Below are 20,019 nucleotides of genomic sequence, written 5' to 3'. Positions count from 1 at the left end.
TAGACGATCGGCATGGCTATTGTCCGCAAAACAGATACTGATGCGCCGGCCAGGACCGCGAGCCTGCTGGTCTCGCTGGGTCTGGCCGAAAGCGGCACGGAAGTCGCCGCCAACTGGCTGTCGCGCAGCTTCACCCATGTCGCCGCCCTCTGGCCGCTGATGCTGCTGGCCAAGCTGTGCGTTGCGGCGCTGCTCGGCATGCTTTCCTTCACCCGGCCGGAACATGGCGCCCTGATGTGCGGCGTAGTGCTGATCGACGGCCTGCTGATGCTGGTGCCGCGCTGGGCGCTGTTCCGCAATCTGCGCCCCCATGTCCAGAACTGGCTGATGCTGCCCGCGCTCTTCTGCTCGGGACTGATCTTCAGCCTGTGGCTGGCGCAGGGCAATGGCGTGGCGATGCCGTCCGCTGTGCCGGAAATGGCGATCGCGCTGCTGGCGGTCTGCATCGTCGGCGATCGGCGCCTGCTGGGGCTCAGCTATTTCATGGGGGCGCTGCTGGTGGCCGGCATCGCCCATGCGGGCATGGTGCATCTGGGGCTGCTGGCCAGCTGCCTGGCGGTGATGGCGATCGCCACCCTGCGGCAGGCGGCGGCGGATCGTGAACGGGCGATCGAACAGCATCGGCAGGATCTCAAGGCGCAGCGTTCCGACCGGTTGCTGGAGGAATATGAACAGTCCGGCCGCGGCTGGTTCTGGGAAACCGATCGTCACGGCCACATCACCTATATCTCCGCCACCCTGGCCGAACCGCTGGGCGTGGAAGCGGGCAGCCTGATCGGCCGGTCGCTGACCGACATCATCCAGCAGGGTGACCGGCAACAGGGCGATGGCGAGCGAACGCTGGGTTTCCACCTCTCTGCCCGGACTGGCTTTGCCGACATTGCGGTGCGGGCCGCGATCGCGCGCGAGGAACGCTGGTGGTCGATCTCGGGCGAACCGGTGTTCAACGAATATGGCCAGTTCCACGGCTTCCGTGGATCGGGCACCGACCTGACCGAAATGCGGCGCAGCCAGGCGGAAGTAACGCGCCTGGCCCAATATGATTCGCTGACCGGCCTCGCCAATCGCGTGCAGATGCTGCAGGCGCTGGAACAGGCGGTGCTGGGTTCCCGCGGCAAACAGGGCGAATGCGCGCTGATGATGCTCGATCTCGACCGGTTCAAGAGCGTCAACGACACGCTCGGCCATCCGGCCGGCGATGCGCTGCTGCGCCAAGTCAGCCAGCGGCTCCAGCGCGTGGTCGGCAATCAGGGGCTGGTCGGGCGCCAGGGCGGCGACGAGTTCAAGGTGCTGGTGCATGGCCGCCATGACCGCAACCGGCTCGGCCTGCTGGCACAGGCGATCATCAGCGCCCTGTCGCAACCCTATTCGATCGAGGGCACGGGCGTGGTGATCGGCGTGTCGATCGGCATTTCCTTCTGCCCCGAAGATGGCGTCACCGCCGATGCCCTGATCCGCAATGCCGACCTCGCGCTTTACAAGGCGAAGGGTGATGGGCGCGGTGTCTATCGTTTCTATTCGGCCGACATGCACGCCGATGCGGAGGATCGCCGCCAGCTCGAACAGGATCTGCGCCATGCGCTGACCGCGGACGGCCTGCACCTCGTCTATCAGCCGATCGTCAGTTCGACGACCGAGCGCATCACCGGCTATGAGGCGCTGCTGCGCTGGGATCATCCGGTGCGCGGCGCCATCTCGCCCGCATTGTTCGTCCCCATTGCGGAGGATAGCGGCCTGATCGCGCCGATCGGCGAATGGGTGATGCGCACCGCCTGTCGTGACGCGGCCCAGTGGGACGCGGGCATCCGCGTTGCGGTCAATGTCTCGGCGATGCAGTTCGCCAATCCCGGTTTCCCGACCACCGTGATGCAGGCCCTGGCGAGCGCGCAGCTGGCGCCCGAACGGCTGGAGCTGGAAATCACCGAAAGCGTGTTCCTGAACGACAATGACGGCACCGACGCCATGTTCACCCGGCTCAAGGGGCTGGGCGTGCGGCTGGCGCTCGACGATTTCGGCACCGGCTATTCGTCGCTCGGCTATCTGAAGAAGGCGCCGTTCGACAAGATCAAGATCGACCAGAGCTTCGTGCGCGGTGCCGCGATCCGGGGCAGCCGCAACAGCGCGATCATCAAGGCGATCGTCAGCCTGGCCGAGGCGCTGGGCATGGATACGACCGCGGAAGGCGCCGAGACCCGCGACGAGCTGGACCTGATCCGGCAACTGGGGTGCAGCCATATCCAGGGCTATATCTATGGCCGGCCGATGCCCGCCGCGCAGGTGCTGGAAGGCCAGCGCGCCAATGGCGTCTCCGCCCGGTCCGAAGGCTTCCAGTCGAGCCGGCCGGAGCGCAAGGCGATGCTGCGCACGGTCGCCGTCCATCATGACGGCCATGTCTATAATGGCCGCATCCGCAACATCTCCGCCACCGGCGCGATGATCGAGGGGCTGTGGAATGTGCCGGAAGGCACGCAGTTCGCGATCGACCTGTCGGAGGGGCAGAGCGTCGACGCGACCACCCGCTGGTCACGCGAAGACCGCATGGGGGTGGAATTCGCCGCCCCGATCGATCTGGCCCTGCTTCGCCCGCAAGCGCGCGCACTGGCCGGATAGCGACACAGACGACCGGCCGGGCATTACCCAGCCGGCCGACCTTTCAGAAGAACAGCTTGCGGAAGCTGACCGACACCGTCCGGCCGAGCGGGTCGAGATAGCCCGGCTGATAGCGGACCGGGGTTGCTCCGGTCGCGTCGGTGACGTCGCGGCGGGTGTTGAAGATATTGTCGATGCCGATCGACACGCGCGCGCCGCGCAGGAAGGGATGGGCCTTCACCAGGCTGGGCATCTGGCCGAAATTGGCGAACAGCCGCAGATTGGCGGTCGCCAGGCTGGCAAAGTCCAGCCGCGAACTGCCGCCCAAGGCACCATCGACATGGGTGCCGCTTTCCCAGTCGACGCCCAGCCGGCCGCCAATGCCATTGTTCACATAGCCGATCCGCGCCTTCAGTTCGTGGCGCGGCTGCCCGCCCGAGGAGCCGACCGCGTCGCCGTCGAGCAGGTTGAGTTCGGGCACGCCCGGCGCGATCAGGATGCTCTCGGTCAGGTGCCAGGTATGATAGAGGCTGAAGGTCAGTCGTCCGCCCTGGCCGGCGCCGGGGCCACGGAAACCGCCCGGACCGCCAAAGCCGCCGCCCGGACCACCCGGACCGCCGGGCCCGCGCGGACCATCGCCACCGCCCTGCGCATTATCACCACCCTGGCCACCATTCTGGCCACCGGGGCCATCATTGCCGCGCTGGTTGTTGTCGCCGTCGCCACGGGGCGCGCTGTCATTGCCCTCGCCGCGCGGCGGACCGCCCTCGCGATTGCCCTCCGCGCCGTCGCGCGGGCCGCGATTGCCGAAGGCGGCGCGCATGTCCTGCAATTCCTTGGGCCGATCCTCGGGCTTGGCGCCGGCCGCGCGCCACGCCTCGATCACCTTCTGGATGTGCGACTTCAATGAGATGGACAGGTCGAAGCCCCAGCGCAGCTGTTCGCTCTGCGAACGCAGATAGTTGATCGGCCGCCCGTCGATGCTCAGCAACTGGCCATCCTCATCGCGCATGAAACGCTGCGGGAAGGCATTCTCGATCGCCGGCGTCGGCGTCGGAAAGGCGGAAATGGGGTTGCTGGTCCGGCTGTTGAGATAGGTCGCCGTCAGCGTCAGGTTCGGCTTCTCGAACGGCTTGATCCGCGCGTTGATGCGGAACTGATCCCGCGTGCTGGATCGCAGGTCCGGGTTGCCGCCGGAAAATTGCGTGACGAACACGGTCTGGCCGGTGGCATAGTCGAACACCGACACGTTGGGCGTCGAAATCACCGGATCGTTGATCTGCGTGCCGGTCGGCGCTGACTTGTCCTGATTGGCCGACACCAGCAACTGCACCGCCGGCACCGGCCGCCAGCGCAGGCCATAGCCCAGCGTCGACAGCGTGCCGAAATCCGACAGATGCTGCGCCCCGGCGTTCATGTTGACGCCGACATCGCCGATCGCGCCCAGAAACCCCTTGGACCGGCTGGTCAGCGGTATGTCGAAACTGACCTGTCCGCTCGCAATCTCGCGATTATAGTCCAGGCCGCGTTCCACGCCTGACCGCACCGAATGGCTTTCAAAGCCATTGGCCGATCCCCCGACCCGCACCGACGTCATGACATTGCCGGCCGGCAGGGTCAGCAGCGATCCGCTGACCAGCAGGTCGCCGCCGATCGCGCGCGATTGCGACCGGGCGCGGTCGGTCAGGCGCGATTGCAGCAGGTCGGCGGTGAAGGCGCCATAGGGATTGACGCTGGCCGATCCAGCATCGAGCGCGGCCTGGATGCCGCCCGTGTCGACGCCGCGATCGGTGCGCGTGCGAGTGTCGGAAATGTCGCCATTACCGGTGAAGGACCATTGCCATGTGCCGCCCAGCCGGCCATTCAGCGTGACGCCGACATGGCCGGTGGTGCCGCGAATCTTCTGCCCCAGCGCGCCGGCCTGCTCCAGATAGCGATAGAGGCGGACATCGTCGCCAAAGGCGGAGAAGGGATTGCCGCCGGGCAGGGTGAGGGCGGCGGCCGACAGGCCCTGCAGCGAATCATTGTCGGACAGTTCCAGCCGGCCGTTGATCGTCGCCGATACGCCGCCCAGCGCGCGCGCAAGCGTCGCGTTGGCGGAGAAATTTTCGGTCGCGGGGCTGAGCGTGCGATATTTGCTGAGATTGCTGACGCTGGTCTGGTTCGCGCCGGCAACGAAATCATTGAGGGCGGGGGCGCCATTGGCGGCGCTGCCGGGCACGCTGGCGACCGTCACGGTCTGGCCGGCGGCGGCCGACAGGGCCGGGTCGATTTCCGCCCCCCGCTCGATCGCGGTGATATTGCCGGCCAGCGAATAGGGCATGCTGGGCGCTGCGGCATTGATGCCGCGCTCGCTCTCCAGCAGATCGTCGGCCCGGCTATATTTGACGTTGAGCGTCAGCCGATTGTCGCCCCGGATGCGCAGCACGCCGACTTCGCCCTGGCCATTTTCGCGTCCGCCATCGGTGGTCGTGCCACCGCGCAGGTCGACCGTGGTCGCGCGGAAACGCTGACGCAGGACGATGTTCACCACCTTCTGCGTCGGCGCATAGCCATAGGACAGGGCCACTTCCTCGGGCAGGATGTCGACCCGCGACACCGCTTCGGACGGCAGGTCGGAAATTTCCGAGAAGCTGGAAATGCGCTTGCCGTTCAGCAGGATGACCGGCGTGCCATTGGTCTGTGGCGACAATTCGGTGATGATTTCGGAAATCGACGTGACGCCCAGTGCCCGGACATCGGCGGGCGACAATTGCTGTTCGGGCTTGATGTCGCCGGGCACCGCGCCGCGCTGGACCGCGCCGGTCACGACGATCTCGTCGCCCTCGTCCATCTGGGCCGGCGGCCCCTTCTGCTCGGCCTCCTGCGCCATCAGCGCGCCGGGCGCCGCGCCCAGCATCAGTGAAAACAGCAGCAGCGACGTCGTCTGGCGCACGGAAATTTACCCCTAATCTGGACCCTGACAGGATCTCGTTTAGGCCGCACTTGTCGCAAAAATCTGGCAAGGCAAAGACAGTTTTGTCGCAAAGTGTAACGGCGCGTCACATGGTGCAACAAATGCGTGTTCGGGGCGTGATCGGCCTCACTTGCGATCCCGCGTCAGTCGGGCATAGACGGGCTTTCGCGGCCGCGCCTGACGGCCGGACGAAGGGGGATTATATGCGCCATTCCATCATCCTGCTGCCCTTGCTGTGCCTGGCCGCACCGGTCGCCGCGCAGCAGGCCGACGATCTCAACCGCGTCATCGACGAAGGGCTGAACCACAGCCAGGTGATGCAGATCGCCCAGCATCTGACCGACGATATTGGCGGGCGCATGACCAACTCGCCGCAGATGCGGCAGGCGGAGGGCTGGACCGCCGACCAGTTTCGCCAATGGGGCCTGTCCAATGTCCGCAAGCAGGGCTTTCGCTTCGGTCGCGGCTGGTGGATTGCCGCCTCCTCGGTGAAGATGATCAGCCCACGCCCGATCCAGCTCACCGCCATCCCCATTGCCTGGACGCCGCCGACCAATGGCGTGCTGAGCGCGCCGATCATCGTTGCGCCGATGAAGAAGGAGCGCGATTTCGACGCCTGGCGCGGCAAGCTTGCCGGCAAGATCGTACTGGTGTCGCTGCCCGGCACCGGCGACGAGCCGAACGAGGCTGCCTTCCAACGGCTGAAGGGCGAGGATATCGAGAAGCTCGACAGGTTCGAGCAGCCGAAAAATGATCCAGCGTCGCTGGAGCGGCTGATGAAGCGCCTCAGCTTCACCCGCAAGCTGGAGGCCTTCCTCAAGGCCGAGGGGGCGGTCGGATGGGCGCGGCAATCCTATCGCGACGGCAAGCTGCTGCATGGCGAAGGCTATGATTTCGGCGTCAGCGACACGCCCGCGCTGCCCGGTGTCGAAATCGCGGCGGAGGATTATCGCCGTCTCGCCCGCCTCGCCAAGACCGGCCCGGCGCCGGTGCTGGAAATCAACAGCGACGTCCGTTTCGATGACAGCGACGTCAACGCCTACAACATCCTGGCCGATATTCCCGGCAGCGATCCCAAGGCCGGCTATGTCATGGCTGGCGCGCATCTCGACAGCTGGGTCGCGGGCGACGGCGCGGCGGACAATGGCGCGGGCAGCGCCATGATCATGGAGGCTGCGCGCATCCTCAAGTCGCTCGGCATCAAGCCCAAGCGCACGATCCGCTTCGCGCTATGGTCGGGCGAGGAACAGGGGCTGTTCGGCTCGATGGCCTATGTCGACGAATATCTCGCCACCCGCGCGCCGGGGCCGAAGGAGGAACAGGGGCGGGAGGAAATGTATTTCCGCTACAAGACCCGTTTCCCGATCACGCCCAAGCCCGGCTATGCGGACCTGAAAGCCTATTTCAACATCGACAATGGCTCGGGCAAGCTGCGCGGCCTCTATGCCGAGCGCAACGTCGCGGCCGTCTCGCTGCTGCGCGAATGGCTCAGCCCCTTTGCCAGCATGGGCGCCGGCAATGTCGTGTCGCAGCCGACCGGCGGCACCGACCATGAATATATGCAGGCGATCGGTGTGCCGGGCTATCAGTTCATCCAGGATCCGCTCGACTATGAAAGCCGGGTCCATCACAGCGGCATCGACACCTTCGATCATCTGAAGGCGGAGGATATGCGCCAGGGCGCAGTCGTCCTCGCCGGCATGCTGCTGCAGGCGGCGAACAGCGACAAGACGCTGCCGCGCATGCCGCTGCCGACCCAGCCGGCGGTCAGCGATCCGTTCAAATATGAGGATCCGGCGCTGGATTGATTCAAGAGGTGCGGGGCGGCGGTGTCGCCACCCCGCCTAGGGGCGATCGACATTCAGATGATGACGTGACGAAAATGGTGGTTTTCCGTGACCCGGAGCGCAGCGTACTTAAAGTACGTGAGCACCGGAAGCGCGGAGAACCGCCATTTGCAGGCCGTCAGGGCTGAATGTCGATTGGCCCTAGCTTTGGGCGTCGTGAAAGATGATGCCCAGCGTGTGGCGCATGCCGGACAGGAGCCGGCTGACGCCATGAAGCATCTGCACCCGGTGGATGCCGCGCGTGCCCATCACCGGCCGCTCGCGCACCGGGAAGACCACGGCATCGCCCTTGCGCAGCGGCACCATTTCGGGCCGCGACTGCATGCGCGGGCGCTGTTCGGTCAGGATGAAGGCGCCGCCGGTGAAGTTCGCTTCCGGCTCCGACAGCAATATCGCGGCCTGCAACGGGAAGATGGTCGCGCCATAGACATCCTGATGCAGCGCATTCCAGTCGCCCGCCTCATAGCGCAGCAGCAAGGGCGTCGCCTTGTCCTGGCCGCCAAGCGCGCACTGGTTCAGGAAATCGGCGTGACGGGCGGGGTAGAGCGCATCGCTCCCCAGCATCGCCGCCCAGCGATTGGCGACCTGCGCCAGCGGCGGATAAAGTGCCTCGCGTACCGCGGCGACCGGCTCGGGCAGCGGGTAAGTGAAATAGCGATAGCGCCCCCGGCCATAGCCATGGCGCGCCATCACCACCTCCTTGCGGAAGACATGGGGCTGGTCCCATAGCGCGACGATCGCGTCGCACTGGCCCGGGGAAAGCAGGGCAGGCAGGCGCGCGGCGCCATGAAGGTCGAGGTCAGTGAGGTCCATGGCGCGCAGCATGGGCGGCGCGGTGCGCGGCGTCATCCCGCCCCTTGCGCTCAAATCCGGCGGATCATTTGGGCTTGCGGAAGCGGTAGAGGAAACGGTCCGTCTTGCCGCGAATGGCAGGATCGAACACGAGCTTGCTGTGATCGTCGGCGGGGTTGGCGAGCAGCGGGCTTTGCGCCTCCAGCACGAAGCCGGCGCGCAGGAAGTCGGCCTTGACCACGGCGGGGTCGATCCGGTGCAGCTTGTCCACCACCGCGCGGGTGTCGCCGGCCGGGCCGACATGGTCGATGATGCCGACGATCCCGCCCGGTTTCGTTGCAGCATAGAGCGTCTTCACGAAGGCATCGGGGTCGGTGCGCGGAATGCCGAACTTGTCCGACTGCCAGTAGAGATCATGGTAGCTCAGATTGATGATGCTGAAGTCGAAACTGTCGGGCGCCGCCGCGAAGGCCTCGAACGGATAGCGCACCCAGTCGACCTCCGGTCGGCGCGCGACCAGTGCCGCCCATTTGGGCTTCTCTTCCTCGCTGGCATAGAATTGGCTGGGCTCGAACCCGGTCACCTTGCCCTTGGGGCCGACCGCATCGGCCATGATCTCCGCCCAATAGCCCGATCCGGTCATGATGTCGGCCGCCTTCATGCCGGGCTTGAGACCCAGGAAGGCCAGCGTCTCGGCCGGCTTGCGGCTTTCGTCCAGCGCCCGTGCGTCGGCGGGCCGCTTGGGGTCAGCCACGGCCGCGGCAAGATCGGTCTTGGCGGTGGCGATGATCGGCGTGGACAGGGCAAGGCCGCTCAGGGCCAGGGCAAGCATCAGGCGCATGGATTTTCCCCTCATGGAAGGCGGGCCAGCATGCGCCCGATCGCACATCCGTTCAACGATCCGCGCCGATGCCGGTCGATCGATTCCGGTCGTTGGTCGAAGGGCGGGGCAGGCCTGCCGCGTCCACTCGGCTCTCCACATGCACGTTCAGGCCCAATCATATTGTCATGGTTAACGGGCTCGGCTTGGGACGGCGCGGGGGCAGATGATAAGGAGAAAATGATGTCGCACCCGATGAAATTAGCCCCCATTGCCATGGTGTTGGTGGGCTCGCTGGGGCTGGGTGGCTGTGCCACGAAATCCTTCGTGCGCGAACAGGTGGCGACCGTGAACCAGCGCGTCGATGCGCTCGACGCCAAGCTGCAGACCACCGACGGCACGGCACAGCAGGCTCTGGCCCAGGCCCAGTCGGCCGCCGGTCAGGCCCAGAATAACGGTCAGCGCCTCGATCAGCTGAACGCCCGCGTCGATGGTGTCGAGCAGCAGATGCGCGAAGCCAAGACCAAGCGCGCCAGAAACTGATCACGTAGCCGATCAAGCTACCGATCCGGTCGGGCTGGTCCCGATCCCGTGCTGGCGCCCCCGCTTCATGGGGGCGCCGGCCCCATTCCCGGATATGCTCATCCATGCACAAATTCCCATGGGCGCTGGCGATGCTGGCGCTGTTCGGTGCCTCTCCCGCGCTGGCGGCCGCGCCCGCAGCGCCCGCGTCCGAGAAGCCCGCGTCTGAAACCCCGCGATCGCCGGATGCGCGCCGGGTGATCGACTGGATTGCCGCGACCGCCGACAATCACGGCCTGCCTTATGCCATCGTCGACAAGCAGGCGGCCCATGTCTTCCTGTTCGATGCTGGGGGCAAGGCGTTGGCCGATGCGCCGGTGCTGATCGGCATCGCGCCCGGAGACGATGCCACGCCGGGCGTCGGCAAGAAGAGCCTGGCGGAGATCGGCCCGGCGGAAAAGACCACGCCGGCCGGCCGTTTTCTCGCCAAATTCGGCCTGGCGGCGGGAAAGCAACGCGTGCTGTGGGTCGATTATGCGACCTCGGTCGCGATGCACACCATCCCCAAGGGCAATCCCAAGGAAAAGCGGCGGGAGCGCATGCTGTCGCCGACGATCGACGATAATCGCATCACCTTTGGCTGCATCAACGTGCCGATCGCCTTCTACAATCGCGGTCTGCGCCCGCAATTCCTGAAAAAGGGCGGCTATGTCTATGTGCTGCCGGACACAAAATCGCTCGAAGCGGTTTTCCCTCCCCTGCATGTCCAGTCTTATCCGAAGGCGGACGCATCCTCATAAGGCGGGAGCCACGCGCATGATGATCCGGAGGGCAAGCGGCCTGATACTGGTTGCGGCGGCGGGCCTGTCGCCGGGCAGCGCACAGGCCGGCTTCTATTCGGGCGAAGCGCTGCTGGAAAGCTGCACCGCTGACCGCACCGACAAGGCTTTTTTCGAGAAAAGCTATGAATGCGTCGGCTATGTCGCCGGCGCTGTCGACGCGTTCAACACCACGCGCGAGGTGAATGGCCTCAAAAGCTGCATCCCCGCCGATGTGACGCTCAACCAGCTGAAGGGCGCCACCGTCGACTATCTGCGCGCCAATCCGGACAAGCGCAGCCAGTCCGCCTCCGCCCTGGTCTTCACCGCCACGCGCCAGGCGTGGCCCTGCCCCAAGGCGAAGGCCAGGCCCGGCACGAAGAAGAAACGGAAATAGCGCTTATTTAGCGGCCTTGCCGACGGGGCGCATATAGAGGCGCGCCATCGCCGCCTCCATCTTCGCCCGGTCAACCGACAGGATCACGCGCTGTGCCTGTTCGCCCAGATGCGGGCGATAGGATTCCGTCCAGGACAGCGTGTCGCCATAGGCCGCCGTCTGGCTGGTCTCGAAATCGACCCACAAAGTCTCGTCCTTCGTCACGATCTCCGGATTGAGCCAGGCCATGGCGACGATCTCGTCCCACATCGGATAGCCCGGCTCCAGCCCGGTCTGGAACAGCTCGCTCAGCGGGGTATGGGCGGGCTTCAGCCCGTCGAGGAAGGTGCGGGTCCATTGCGTGCCGGTGGACGGATCGACCGGGATCATCGTGATCTTCTTCCACGGCGCATGGGCAAAGATCTTCGCCGCTTCGGGATCCCAGCGAATGTTGAACTCGCGGCGCGGCGAATTGACGAATTCGCGGGCGAACTGCTCGGCCGACGGCCCTTCCAGCACCTGATGCGGGGCCAGGCTGCCGCCCATATAGAGGATTTCCTTCACATTGGCGGCGAAGCTGGGGTCCAGACTCTGGGCGATGGCGATATTGGTCATCGGCCCGGTCGCGAACAGGGTGATCTCGCCCGGATGCGCCTTCACCATCCGCACCAGGAAGGCGGCGGCAACCTCTGCGCTCGGCTTCGTCCTGGGGTTGCCGATCGGCAGGTCGGGCACCTTGGTCGGATCGGTCGATCCGGGATGCTCCTGAATCGTGTCGCCCGGCCAGTAATCGGTCCATGGCCCCTTGAACACCAGCCGGCCATATTGGCCTTCCCAGCGCTTGGTCGCCTCGGCGCTGTTGAGCAGCGGGAAGGTCGCGCCCGGCACCACCGGCACGTCGGTCCGGCCCAATATCTCCAGCGTGCGCAGCGCATAGGCGGTCGCCGTGTCGCGCCACACCGATCCGCTGGTGGTGGTGATGCCCAGCACCTCGACATCCGGGCTTTGCAGCAACAGCAGCGGCACGCCGTTGAGGCCGATCATGTCGTCATCGACGATCACCAGTCGCTTGGGCGTTGCCGGCGCGGCGGGCTTCGCATTTGCGCCCTGCACGCCCAGCATCAGCGCCAGCGCGCCCAGCATGATCTTCATCGTCCGCATTGCGTCAAACCCCCATTTCGCTTCGTCCCGCCGCCTGTTAGGACGGTGTCATGCGCAGCCTCTATCCGCCGATCGAACCCTACGCCACTGGTCATCTTGACGTAGGCGATGGCCACAGCCTCTATTGGGAACGGTCCGGCACGCCCGGCGCCAAGCCTGCGGTCTTCCTGCATGGCGGGCCGGGCGGCGGCATATCGCCCGATCATCGCCGCCTGTTCGATCCCGCCCGTTATGACGTGCTGCTGTTCGACCAGCGCGGCTGCGGCCGATCGACCCCGCATGCCCATCTCGACGCCAACACCACCTGGCATCTGGTCGCCGATATCGAGCGCTTGCGCGAGATGATGGGCGTCGACCAGTGGCTGGTCTTCGGCGGCAGCTGGGGATCGACCCTGGCACTGGCCTATGCGCAGGCGCATGTCGCGCGCGTCACCGAACTGGTGCTGCGCGGCATCTTCACCATCCGCCAGTCAGAGATCGACTGGTATTATCAACAGGGCGCCAGCCGCATCTATCCCGACAAGTGGGAACGCTTCGTGGCACCGATTCCGGAAGGTGAGCGCGGCGACATGGTCGGCGCCTATCGCCGCATCCTGACCGGTGATGACCGCGCCGCGCAGGTCGCCGCCGCCAAGGCCTGGAGCGTCTGGGAAGGGGAGACCATTCGCCTGCTGCCCGACGACGCGCTGTCCGCTACCCATGAGGGCGATGATTTCGCGCTCGCCTTCGCCCGGATCGAAAATCATTATTTCGTCCATCGCGGCTGGCTGGAGGACGGCCAACTGATCCGCGAGGCAGGCAAGCTGGCGGGCATTCCCGGCGTCATCGTCCAGGGCCGCTACGACATGGCCTGCCCGGCCGAAACCGCCTGGGCACTGCACCGCGCCTGGCCGCAGGCGCGCTTCGAAATGATCGAAGGCGCCGGTCATGCGTTCAACGAACCGGGTATATTGGATGCGCTGATCCGCGCGACCGACGGATTTGCGGCATGATGGAAGGAAAAGACGTGCGGACTATGATGTTGCTGGCGACGGCGCTGTTTCTCGCCTCCTGTGGCGGCGGCGATGAGGGGGCGGCGGTCGAGAACCGGAACATGCCCGAAACCGGCGCAGCGGCTGAAGTCGCCAAGCTCGACCCCGACCTGCGCAACGGCGTGCTGGAAAAGGCGATCAAGGCATCGGGCGTCGCCTGCCCCTCGGTCACCGGCTCGGAACGCGCCGAAATCCGGCCGGGCGTCAAGGGCTGGAAGGCCCAGTGCGACAACCAGACCGCGCATCTGATCGAAATCCTGCCCGATGGCACCGCGAAGGTTACCAGCCGGACCCATTGATCCCCGTCTAGAGCAGATTCCGATCCGACTGCGTCGGCTCGACTGCTCTATCCTCCTGTTTCGACGCGTTTTCCGAATCATCAGGTGTTCGACCTGATTGGAAAACGCTCTAGGCGGCGCCCGGTCCTGATCGGGCGCCGATGATCCGCGCCAGCAATGCCATGACGCCCATCACGATCAGCGTGATCCAGGGCGATGCCATCATGATGATGCCGAGGCCGATATTCGCGCCGCCGGCAAAGTCGGCAAGATAGTCCTGCCGCAATTGCCAGACGGCAAAGGTCGCGAACAGCGCCGTCATGCTGATCGCCACCGCCCAGAGCCATCGCCGGGAACTGCCGATCAGCGCGAGTGCCAGCATGGGCAGCGCCGCGATGGCGAAATGAAATAGGACGCCATCGGGCGCATCGATGAAGCCCAGGCGTCCGTTCGTGAAGGGCGTCCGTCCGACGACGATATCGGCCGCCACATTTTCGGCCAGCATGATGACGAGGCCGATGCCCAGCGCTGCACCGATCAGGAGCAGGCGGCGGCGTATCACCGTCCGAACTTCCGCGTCGTCTTCCCGAACCGTCCTTTCCGTGTGCCCGGCTTGCCCTCGGTCGCGCGGCCGCGCGGGGCGGCCACCTGCTGGTCCGCCGGCAGGCCCAGTTCCTCCGCCTCCAGCTTGCGGATTTCGTCGCGGATGCGGCCGGCTTCCTCGAACTCCAGGTCCGCCGCTGCCGCGCGCATCTTCTTCTCCAGATCCTCGATATAGGCGCGCAGATTGTGGCCGACCAGATGCGGGCGATCCTCCAGCCCCGTCTCGACCGTGACCTGATCCTTGCTCGCGACATGGGCGATGATGTCGCCGATATTCTTCTTCACGGTGAAGGGCGTGATGCCATGCGCATCATTATAGGCCTGCTGCTTTTCGCGGCGGCGTGACGTCTCGTTGAGCGCGCGCTCCATGCTGCCCGTCACCCGGTCGGCATAGAGGATGACGCGGCCGTCCACATTACGCGCGGCGCGGCCGATCGTCTGGATCAGCGATGTCTCGCTGCGCAAAAAGCCTTCCTTGTCCGCGTCGAGGATCGCCACCAGCCCGCATTCGGGAATGTCGAGCCCTTCGCGCAGCAGGTTGATGCCGATCAGCACGTCATAGACGCCCAGGCGAAGATCGCGGATCAGCTCGATACGCTCCAGCGTCTCGACGTCGCTATGCATGTAGCGGACCTTGATCCCCGCCTCATGCATGAATTCGGTCAGATCCTCGGCCATCCGCTTGGTCAGCGTGGTGACGAGCGTGCGGTACCCCTGGGCCGCGACCTTGCGGCATTCGTTGATCAGGTCGTCGACCTGGTCCTCGACCGGTTTGATCTCGACCGGCGGGTCGATCAGGCCGGTGGGGCGGATCACCTGTTCGCTGAACACGCCGCCGGTCTGCTCCATCTCCCACGGGCCGGGCGTCGCCGAGACGCTGACCGTCTGCGGCCGCATCGCGTCCCATTCGTTGAAGCGTAGCGGCCGGTTGTCGATGCAACTGGGCAAACGGAACCCATATTCGGCCAGCGTAATCTTGCGCCGATGGTCGCCGCGCGCCATCGCGCCGATCTGCGGCACGGTCTGATGGCTTTCGTCCACGAACAGCACCGCATTTTCGGGCAGATATTCGAACAAAGTCGGCGGCGGCTCGCCCGGCAAACGGCCGGTCAGGAAGCGGCTGTAATTCTCGATCCCCGCGCAACTGCCGGTCGCCGCGATCATCTCCAGGTCGAAATTGGTGCGCTGTTCCAGCCGCTGCGCCTCCAGCAGCTTGCCCTCGGCCTCCAGTTCCTTCAGCCGCTCGGTCAGCTCGAAGCGGATCGCCTCCATCGCCTGCTTCAAGGTCGGGCCGGGGGTCACATGGTGGCTGTTGGGAAAGACCTTCACATAATCGAGGCTGGCGACCTTCCTGCCGGACAGCGGATCGAACTCGACAATCTCCTCGATCTCGTCGCCAAAGAAACTGATGCGCCAGGCCGTGTCCTCATAATGGGACGGGAAGATTTCCAGATTGTCGCCCTTCACGCGGAAATTGCCGCGCGCGAAGCCCGCATCGTTGCGTTTATACTGCAGCGCCACCAGCTTGCGGATGATCTCGCGCTGGTCCTCGATCCCGCCCTTCTTCATGGAGAAGGTCATCGCCGAATAGGTTTCGACCGACCCGATACCGTACAGGCAGGAGACGGACGCAACGATGATGACATCGTCTCGCTCCAGCAGCGCACGGGTGGCCGAATGGCGCATCCGGTCGATGCTTTCGTTTACCGAGCTTTCCTTCTCGATATAGGTGTCCGACCGCGCGACATAGGCTTCGGGCTGATAATAGTCGTAATAGCTGACGAAATATTCGACCGCATTGTCGGGGAAGAAGCTCTTGAACTCGCCATAGAGCTGAGCCGCCAATATCTTGTTGGGCGCCAGGATCAGCGCTGGCCGCTGCAACGCCTCGATCGTCTTGGCCATGGTGAAGGTCTTGCCCGAACCGGTGACGCCCAGCAGCACCTGGTCCTTTTCGCCCTGCTCGGCCGCGGCGACCAGTTCGGCGATCGCGGTCGGCTGGTCGCCCGACGGTTCATAGTCGCTGACCAGGGTGAAGGGGCGTCCCCCCTCGCTCTTCTCCGGGCGCGCGGGCCGGTGCGGCACGAAGTCCTGGCCGGTTTCGGGTTCGTCAAGGCTGGTTCGGATCTGAATCGACATGGGCGTAATATGGGGCCTTTGGGCAAGGGCGCAATCCGCGCCCTGGCAAGTCAGGGCTGCAATTCGAACGCGCTCTTGGGCGGCGGCGGATAGACGACCGGCTTGTCGCCGAACCGCGCCCGCAGGACAGTCTCGCGGCGCTCGTCATCGACAATCTCGACATTCACTTCTTCAGGATATTTCAGGCTGACATGAAATTTCCTGTCTCTGACCTCATATTCCAACACTGACCAGCGCATGTTGGGGCCGTCGGGTTCCAGATACCAGGCTTCCCAAAGCATATCGCTGAGATTTGTGTCGCGCGGATTATAATAACGAACGACGTCGCCTTCATCCTTGAAAACGCTGGGGCTTACCCACCCGTCTCCGATTTCCACATACAGAAACACGCCATCTGGATCGCCTCCGACCAAGCTGGCCAATTCTTGACCGATCTCGTTCATGAGCGGTCCCAGGGTGTCGAGTTTATCGCTCATGACGCCGGCCTTTTCTTTCGTTCGAGAAATCCCGGAATTCTTCGACGCCGTTGATGCGCCAAGTGACATGGATTCGATAAGGCCGTTTTGACGCTCCCTCATAAACGGGAACGATATGAACAACGACCTTCTTTGCGCCGCGCAGTGCCTGCGTCCACCCGTCTTCCATAGCGCGGTAGGCGCCTCGATTGAAATTCCGATCCTGGGCGAAATGGTTGAAGCTGTCGCCGGGACCGTTGAAACGGGCAGCAATGAAATGACCACCATCGTCACCGGGGCGACGATCCGGCTGACCTGCCTGAGCTTGCGCTTGGCGGGAGCGTTTGGCGATCGGCCCATCCGTAAGTTCGGCAATAATTTCTCTTGGGCGAGCGATGACGTCGATATCGAACGCATAGCCATTTCTCACCTCCCGCTGCCAGTTCGAGTTCAGTAGCTGGCTTTCCAGCGACGGCGGATCAGCCGGATCGGGCGGCAAGTCCCCGCCATGCGTATCCATATAATGGGCAAGGGCGACGACCTTGTTCTTGGCTGCCCGCCCCGCGTCCAGATAGGCCTGATGTGGCAGCTTCAGCCGCTGTCCGATCTGCAAGGGTTGATCGAGCGGCATGTTGTTCAGCCAGGCGAGGTCCGCAGCCGTCAGCCCCTGGCGCTGGGCGGCGATATGGCTGAGCGTGTCGCCCTGCTTGACCATGTAGAGCGAATGATTGGCGGGGTGATCGGCGCGAAAGCGATCGCGATCAGGAGCACCATTTCCCCTTGTCGCCGACGGTGACGATGGCCGTGCGACGCCGGTGCCACCGGGACGGGACGAAGGCGCATTTGCGTTGCCACCCGTGGCGCCGAAATAGCGGCCCTGTCCACGGAAGGTGAAGCGACCGTTTTCCTCGTCATGCCAGGGATTGAATTTCACCTCGATCGCGTCCGGCCCGATACGCCGACCGGTGCGGAGATAAAGACTGAATGCGGTTTCGCGATTGGATCGAATAGACTCCCCCTCAGTCATCGACACGCCTCCCCCATTGATCACCGGATCGCCTATCATGACGGCTGGAACAAATCAAGAACAAGCTATGTAAGGGCGCACCTCAGCACCTTGCCACGCCCTGCATCGCAATAATCCCGATATCCAGACCCGCCGCCCCTTGCTAAGTCTGGGCCAGATAAAGGGTCGCTTCTGCCAAGATATGCCAGGGGAAGCCGGTGATGACCAAAGCCTTGACCAACGGCCTGCTGGCCTGCGCGCTCGCGGCGCTGGCCGGATGCAACAAGCCGCCCGCCAGCCAGGACACACAGATCGCCGCGACCGACGCGATGAGCCATGACGCCGCCGTCACGCAGATCGAGAAGGTGCAGATCAAGCCCGGCCAGTGGGAAGGGCGCTTCGTGATGGAGCGGATCGATATGAGCGGCGGGGAGGCGATGCCCGCGGCTGCGCGCCAGCAGATGCAGCAGGCGATGAACCGCACTCTGCGCTATTGCGTCACGCCCGAGCAGGCCGCCCATCCCGATGGCCGCGCCTTTTCCGGCGATCCTGGCAAGGATTGCCGCTACAGCGACTTCGCCGTGCGCGGCGGCACGGTGAAGGGCAATGTCACCTGCCAACGCGATGGCGGCACCAGCAGCATGACGATGGCCGGCATCTATGCACCCGACAGCTATGCGGTGCAGATGGACATGCGACAGACCGGCTTGCCCAATGGCATGGAGATGGCGATGAAGGCACGGTCGGAGGGCCGCTGGATCGGTCCGGACTGTGCCGAGGGTCAATGACGATGCGCGCAATAGCATATATGGTCGCCGCTCTGGCTCTACCTCCTTCGGCTATTGTGGCGCAGGCGCCCGAGCCGGCCGATGATGTTAATAATACGATTATTGTCGAGGGTCAGCGACTGACCCGCAAGGAGGTGCGTGAACGCGCCACCGGGTTCGTAAGGACGTTGGGCGTCGTTCAGGGAGAGCGCAGTGTCGCGCGCTGGGTCGACGGTGTTTGCCCCCGCGTCCTGGGGGTCGCGCCGGAAATCGCCAAACTGGTTGAGGCCAAGGTGCGCAAGATCACGAGCAACATAGGGGCGCCGCTGGCAGATGAGCAGTGCCACACCAATCTGCTGATCGCCTTTGTGGAAAACGGGCGCGATATCGCAAAACTGATATCGACGAACATGCCCAACGCGATGTCGCAGGTTCATGGCATTGATCGTCGCGATCTGGAACAGGGGGATGCGCCGATCCGCTGGTGGTATACCATAGGCGACAGTGCCAGTACCGGTGGCAAGGCGCTGGACATGCCGCCGCCAGGCAGCTTCGGTAACAGCGAGGGTGGCGGTTCCGCCCTCCCCACTGGTGTGCCGACGGTGCGCAATTATTCTTCCAGTCTGGTGCGGCCTGCGACGACACGGTCCATCGATGCGGCGACTGTGGTGATCGACGTCAATCGAGCCGAAGGCATCTCACTGACTGCGGCTTCAGCTTATGCCGCTTTTGTTGGCCTGGCAGAGATCAAGGGGCGAGCCAAACCGCCGGTATCGTCGATCCTCAATATATTTGGCGAAAAGACGTCGGCCAATGACCTGACATTTTGGGACAGTCAGTTTCTTGATGAACTATATGACATGCCGCTCAATCGTTGGGGGCGGGTGCAGCGCGGTTATCTCGTCAAGGCGATAGGTCAGGCGGAGGGCGAAGCGGAAGAGGCCGAGGATGGTCCGGTCGAGCCCTGACGCTGGCTGACGGGACACCCTGCTGGCTCTGCGCCCGCCCGCTCGGCGCGCGGATCGAATGGCATCATCCCGTGCCCAAGAGCAGGGGCGGGCGACAGATGGTGCCGGTGCATCCGATCTGCCACCGCACCATCCATGCCACCCTGTCCAACGCGGAACTGGCCCGCACCTATGCCGATGCCATGGCCTTGCGCAGCCATCCCGCCATCGCCCGTTTCCTCGGCTGGATCGCCGACAAGCCGGCCGATTTCCATGCGCCCACCCTGTCCGCCGGGCGCCGGCGGCGATGAATCCGCGCGCGCAACATTTCTACTTGCGCCCGCGCGCGCATCGGTAGAGCGTGCCGCCGTGGAACGAACGGGGAGAGGATATGCGTGACATTCTGACGCTGGGCGGCTTGCTGGCCACCAGCCTGACCCTTGCCGCCTGCGGCAGCGAACCGGCCGCTCCGCCCGCGCAGGAGGAGGAGGCCGCGCCGGCGATGATGAAGAGCGGGCAATGGACGCTCAGCCGCAAGACCACCGGCTACAACACCCCCACCGTCACGGCGGAGGAATATCAGGCCGCGCTCAAGCAGGTGAGCGAAGACAAGATCTGCATCAAGGTCGATGCCGCCGGCGTGCCCGACGCCGATGCGCTGGCTGGCGCGGAAGGCAGCGACTGCAGCTACAAGGACAAGATGGTGCGCAAGGGCCGGCTGATCGCGACCCTTGCCTGCAAGGCGGGCGCCGGCACCTCCGAAATCGTGGTCGAGGGCAATTTTACCGAGGATACGCTGACTTTCGGCACCACCATGACCAAGACGCAGGGAGGCAAGCCGGTGCTGCGCACCACCCACGACCTGTCCGGCAAGCGCGACGGCGACTGCCCGGCCTGACCGACGGCGCCGAT

Annotated in this window: 19 protein-coding genes; 11 read left to right on the top strand and 8 right to left on the bottom strand. The window is 64.7% G+C overall.

The genetic code is table 11. The features are described from left to right. Positions 1–12: 12 nt before the first annotated feature. Positions 13–2,610, top strand: coding sequence for an EAL domain-containing protein (locus AC0KVN_RS16410; RefSeq protein WP_483656213.1), 2,598 nt, complete (start codon positions 13–15; stop codon positions 2,608–2,610). A 43-nt stretch (positions 2,611–2,653) separates the two neighbouring features. On the opposite strand, the gene AC0KVN_RS16405 is transcribed toward AC0KVN_RS16410, so the two are convergent. Further along, complete coding sequence (locus AC0KVN_RS16405; protein WP_435567674.1) at positions 2,654–5,524, bottom strand: TonB-dependent receptor; 2,871 nt, start codon at positions 5,522–5,524, stop codon at positions 2,654–2,656. 224 nt (positions 5,525–5,748) lie between these two features. Between AC0KVN_RS16405 and AC0KVN_RS16400 the strand changes: the two genes are divergently transcribed. Continuing rightward, positions 5,749–7,353, top strand: a complete 1,605-nt coding sequence (locus tag AC0KVN_RS16400; RefSeq protein WP_435567675.1) for a M20/M25/M40 family metallo-hydrolase — start codon at positions 5,749–5,751, stop codon at positions 7,351–7,353. 180 nt (positions 7,354–7,533) lie between these two features. Here AC0KVN_RS16400 and AC0KVN_RS16395 read toward each other — a convergent pair whose 3' ends face one another. Then, the gene (locus tag AC0KVN_RS16395) at positions 7,534–8,241 is read right to left on the bottom strand and encodes a 2OG-Fe(II) oxygenase (protein ID WP_435567309.1); all 708 of its coding nucleotides are present in this window, start codon (positions 8,239–8,241) and stop codon (positions 7,534–7,536) included. A 28-nt stretch (positions 8,242–8,269) separates the two neighbouring features. Beyond that, positions 8,270–9,025, bottom strand: coding sequence for a class I SAM-dependent methyltransferase (locus AC0KVN_RS16390; protein ID WP_435567308.1), 756 nt, complete (start codon positions 9,023–9,025; stop codon positions 8,270–8,272). Between the two features lie 222 nt (positions 9,026–9,247). Between AC0KVN_RS16390 and AC0KVN_RS16385 the strand changes: the two genes are divergently transcribed. The 3 genes from AC0KVN_RS16385 to AC0KVN_RS16375 all read left to right on the top strand — a co-directional run bounded on the left by AC0KVN_RS16385 (position 9,248) and on the right by AC0KVN_RS16375 (position 10,741). Next, positions 9,248–9,547 carry a hypothetical protein gene (locus AC0KVN_RS16385; RefSeq protein ID WP_004209889.1) on the top strand — a complete coding sequence of 100 codons (300 nt, stop codon included), beginning with the start codon at positions 9,248–9,250 and terminating at the stop codon, positions 9,545–9,547. Positions 9,548–9,651: 104 nt separating this feature from the next. After that, entirely contained in the window at positions 9,652–10,326 is a 675-nt protein-coding gene (locus AC0KVN_RS16380; protein WP_435567307.1) for a hypothetical protein, read from the top strand. Between the two features lie 16 nt (positions 10,327–10,342). Beyond that, positions 10,343–10,741 (top strand): Rap1a/Tai family immunity protein, encoded by a 399-nt coding sequence (locus tag AC0KVN_RS16375; protein ID WP_435567306.1) that lies wholly within the window; start codon positions 10,343–10,345, stop codon positions 10,739–10,741. 3 nt (positions 10,742–10,744) lie between these two features. On the opposite strand, the gene AC0KVN_RS16370 is transcribed toward AC0KVN_RS16375, so the two are convergent. Continuing rightward, positions 10,745–11,881: a nucleoside hydrolase gene (locus AC0KVN_RS16370; protein ID WP_435567305.1), complete on the bottom strand. Its 1,137-nt coding sequence runs from the start codon at positions 11,879–11,881 to the stop codon at positions 10,745–10,747. Positions 11,882–11,931: 50 nt separating this feature from the next. Here AC0KVN_RS16370 and pip point away from each other — a divergent pair, with 50 nt between their 5' ends. Beyond that, positions 11,932–12,873: a prolyl aminopeptidase gene (pip, locus tag AC0KVN_RS16365; protein WP_279731924.1), complete on the top strand. Its 942-nt coding sequence runs from the start codon at positions 11,932–11,934 to the stop codon at positions 12,871–12,873. 23 nt (positions 12,874–12,896) lie between these two features. Further along, entirely contained in the window at positions 12,897–13,211 is a 315-nt protein-coding gene (locus AC0KVN_RS16360) for a hypothetical protein (RefSeq protein WP_048936252.1), read from the top strand. 109 nt (positions 13,212–13,320) lie between these two features. On the opposite strand, the gene AC0KVN_RS16355 is transcribed toward AC0KVN_RS16360, so the two are convergent. From AC0KVN_RS16355 to AC0KVN_RS16340, 4 genes are read right to left on the bottom strand one after another with little or no spacing between them, the layout of a single operon-like run. After that, positions 13,321–13,752, bottom strand: a complete 432-nt coding sequence (locus tag AC0KVN_RS16355) for a hypothetical protein (protein ID WP_435567304.1) — start codon at positions 13,750–13,752, stop codon at positions 13,321–13,323. Then, a complete protein-coding gene (uvrB, locus tag AC0KVN_RS16350) occupies positions 13,749–15,932 on the bottom strand; it encodes an excinuclease ABC subunit UvrB (RefSeq protein ID WP_017499141.1) in 2,184 nt (727 codons plus the stop codon). Before uvrB ends, AC0KVN_RS16355 begins: the two co-directional genes overlap by 4 nt. 50 nt (positions 15,933–15,982) lie before the next feature. Continuing rightward, positions 15,983–16,408, bottom strand: coding sequence for a hypothetical protein (locus AC0KVN_RS16345; protein ID WP_435567303.1), 426 nt, complete (start codon positions 16,406–16,408; stop codon positions 15,983–15,985). Then, entirely contained in the window at positions 16,398–17,414 is a 1,017-nt protein-coding gene (locus AC0KVN_RS16340; RefSeq protein ID WP_435567302.1) for a LysM peptidoglycan-binding domain-containing protein, read from the bottom strand. Before AC0KVN_RS16340 ends, AC0KVN_RS16345 begins: the two co-directional genes overlap by 11 nt. 200 nt (positions 17,415–17,614) lie before the next feature. Here AC0KVN_RS16340 and AC0KVN_RS16335 point away from each other — a divergent pair, with 200 nt between their 5' ends. The 4 genes from AC0KVN_RS16335 (at position 17,615) to AC0KVN_RS16320 (ending at position 20,005) form a co-directional block, all read left to right on the top strand. Further along, the gene (locus tag AC0KVN_RS16335; RefSeq protein ID WP_435567301.1) at positions 17,615–18,181 is read left to right on the top strand and encodes a DUF3617 domain-containing protein; all 567 of its coding nucleotides are present in this window, start codon (positions 17,615–17,617) and stop codon (positions 18,179–18,181) included. Between the two features lie 20 nt (positions 18,182–18,201). Beyond that, the gene (locus AC0KVN_RS16330; RefSeq protein WP_435567300.1) at positions 18,202–19,128 is read left to right on the top strand and encodes a hypothetical protein; all 927 of its coding nucleotides are present in this window, start codon (positions 18,202–18,204) and stop codon (positions 19,126–19,128) included. Beyond that, positions 19,125–19,418, top strand: coding sequence for an HNH endonuclease (locus tag AC0KVN_RS16325; protein ID WP_435567325.1), 294 nt, complete (start codon positions 19,125–19,127; stop codon positions 19,416–19,418). The genes AC0KVN_RS16330 and AC0KVN_RS16325 overlap by 4 nt, the downstream gene beginning before the upstream one ends. An 80-nt stretch (positions 19,419–19,498) precedes the next feature. Further along, entirely contained in the window at positions 19,499–20,005 is a 507-nt protein-coding gene (locus tag AC0KVN_RS16320; protein ID WP_004209910.1) for a DUF3617 domain-containing protein, read from the top strand. Positions 20,006–20,019: the final 14 nt, after the last annotated feature.

This window comes from Sphingobium sp. SG1 (genome assembly GCF_057063145.1).
This window is presented reverse-complemented; position numbering and strand designations above follow the sequence as displayed.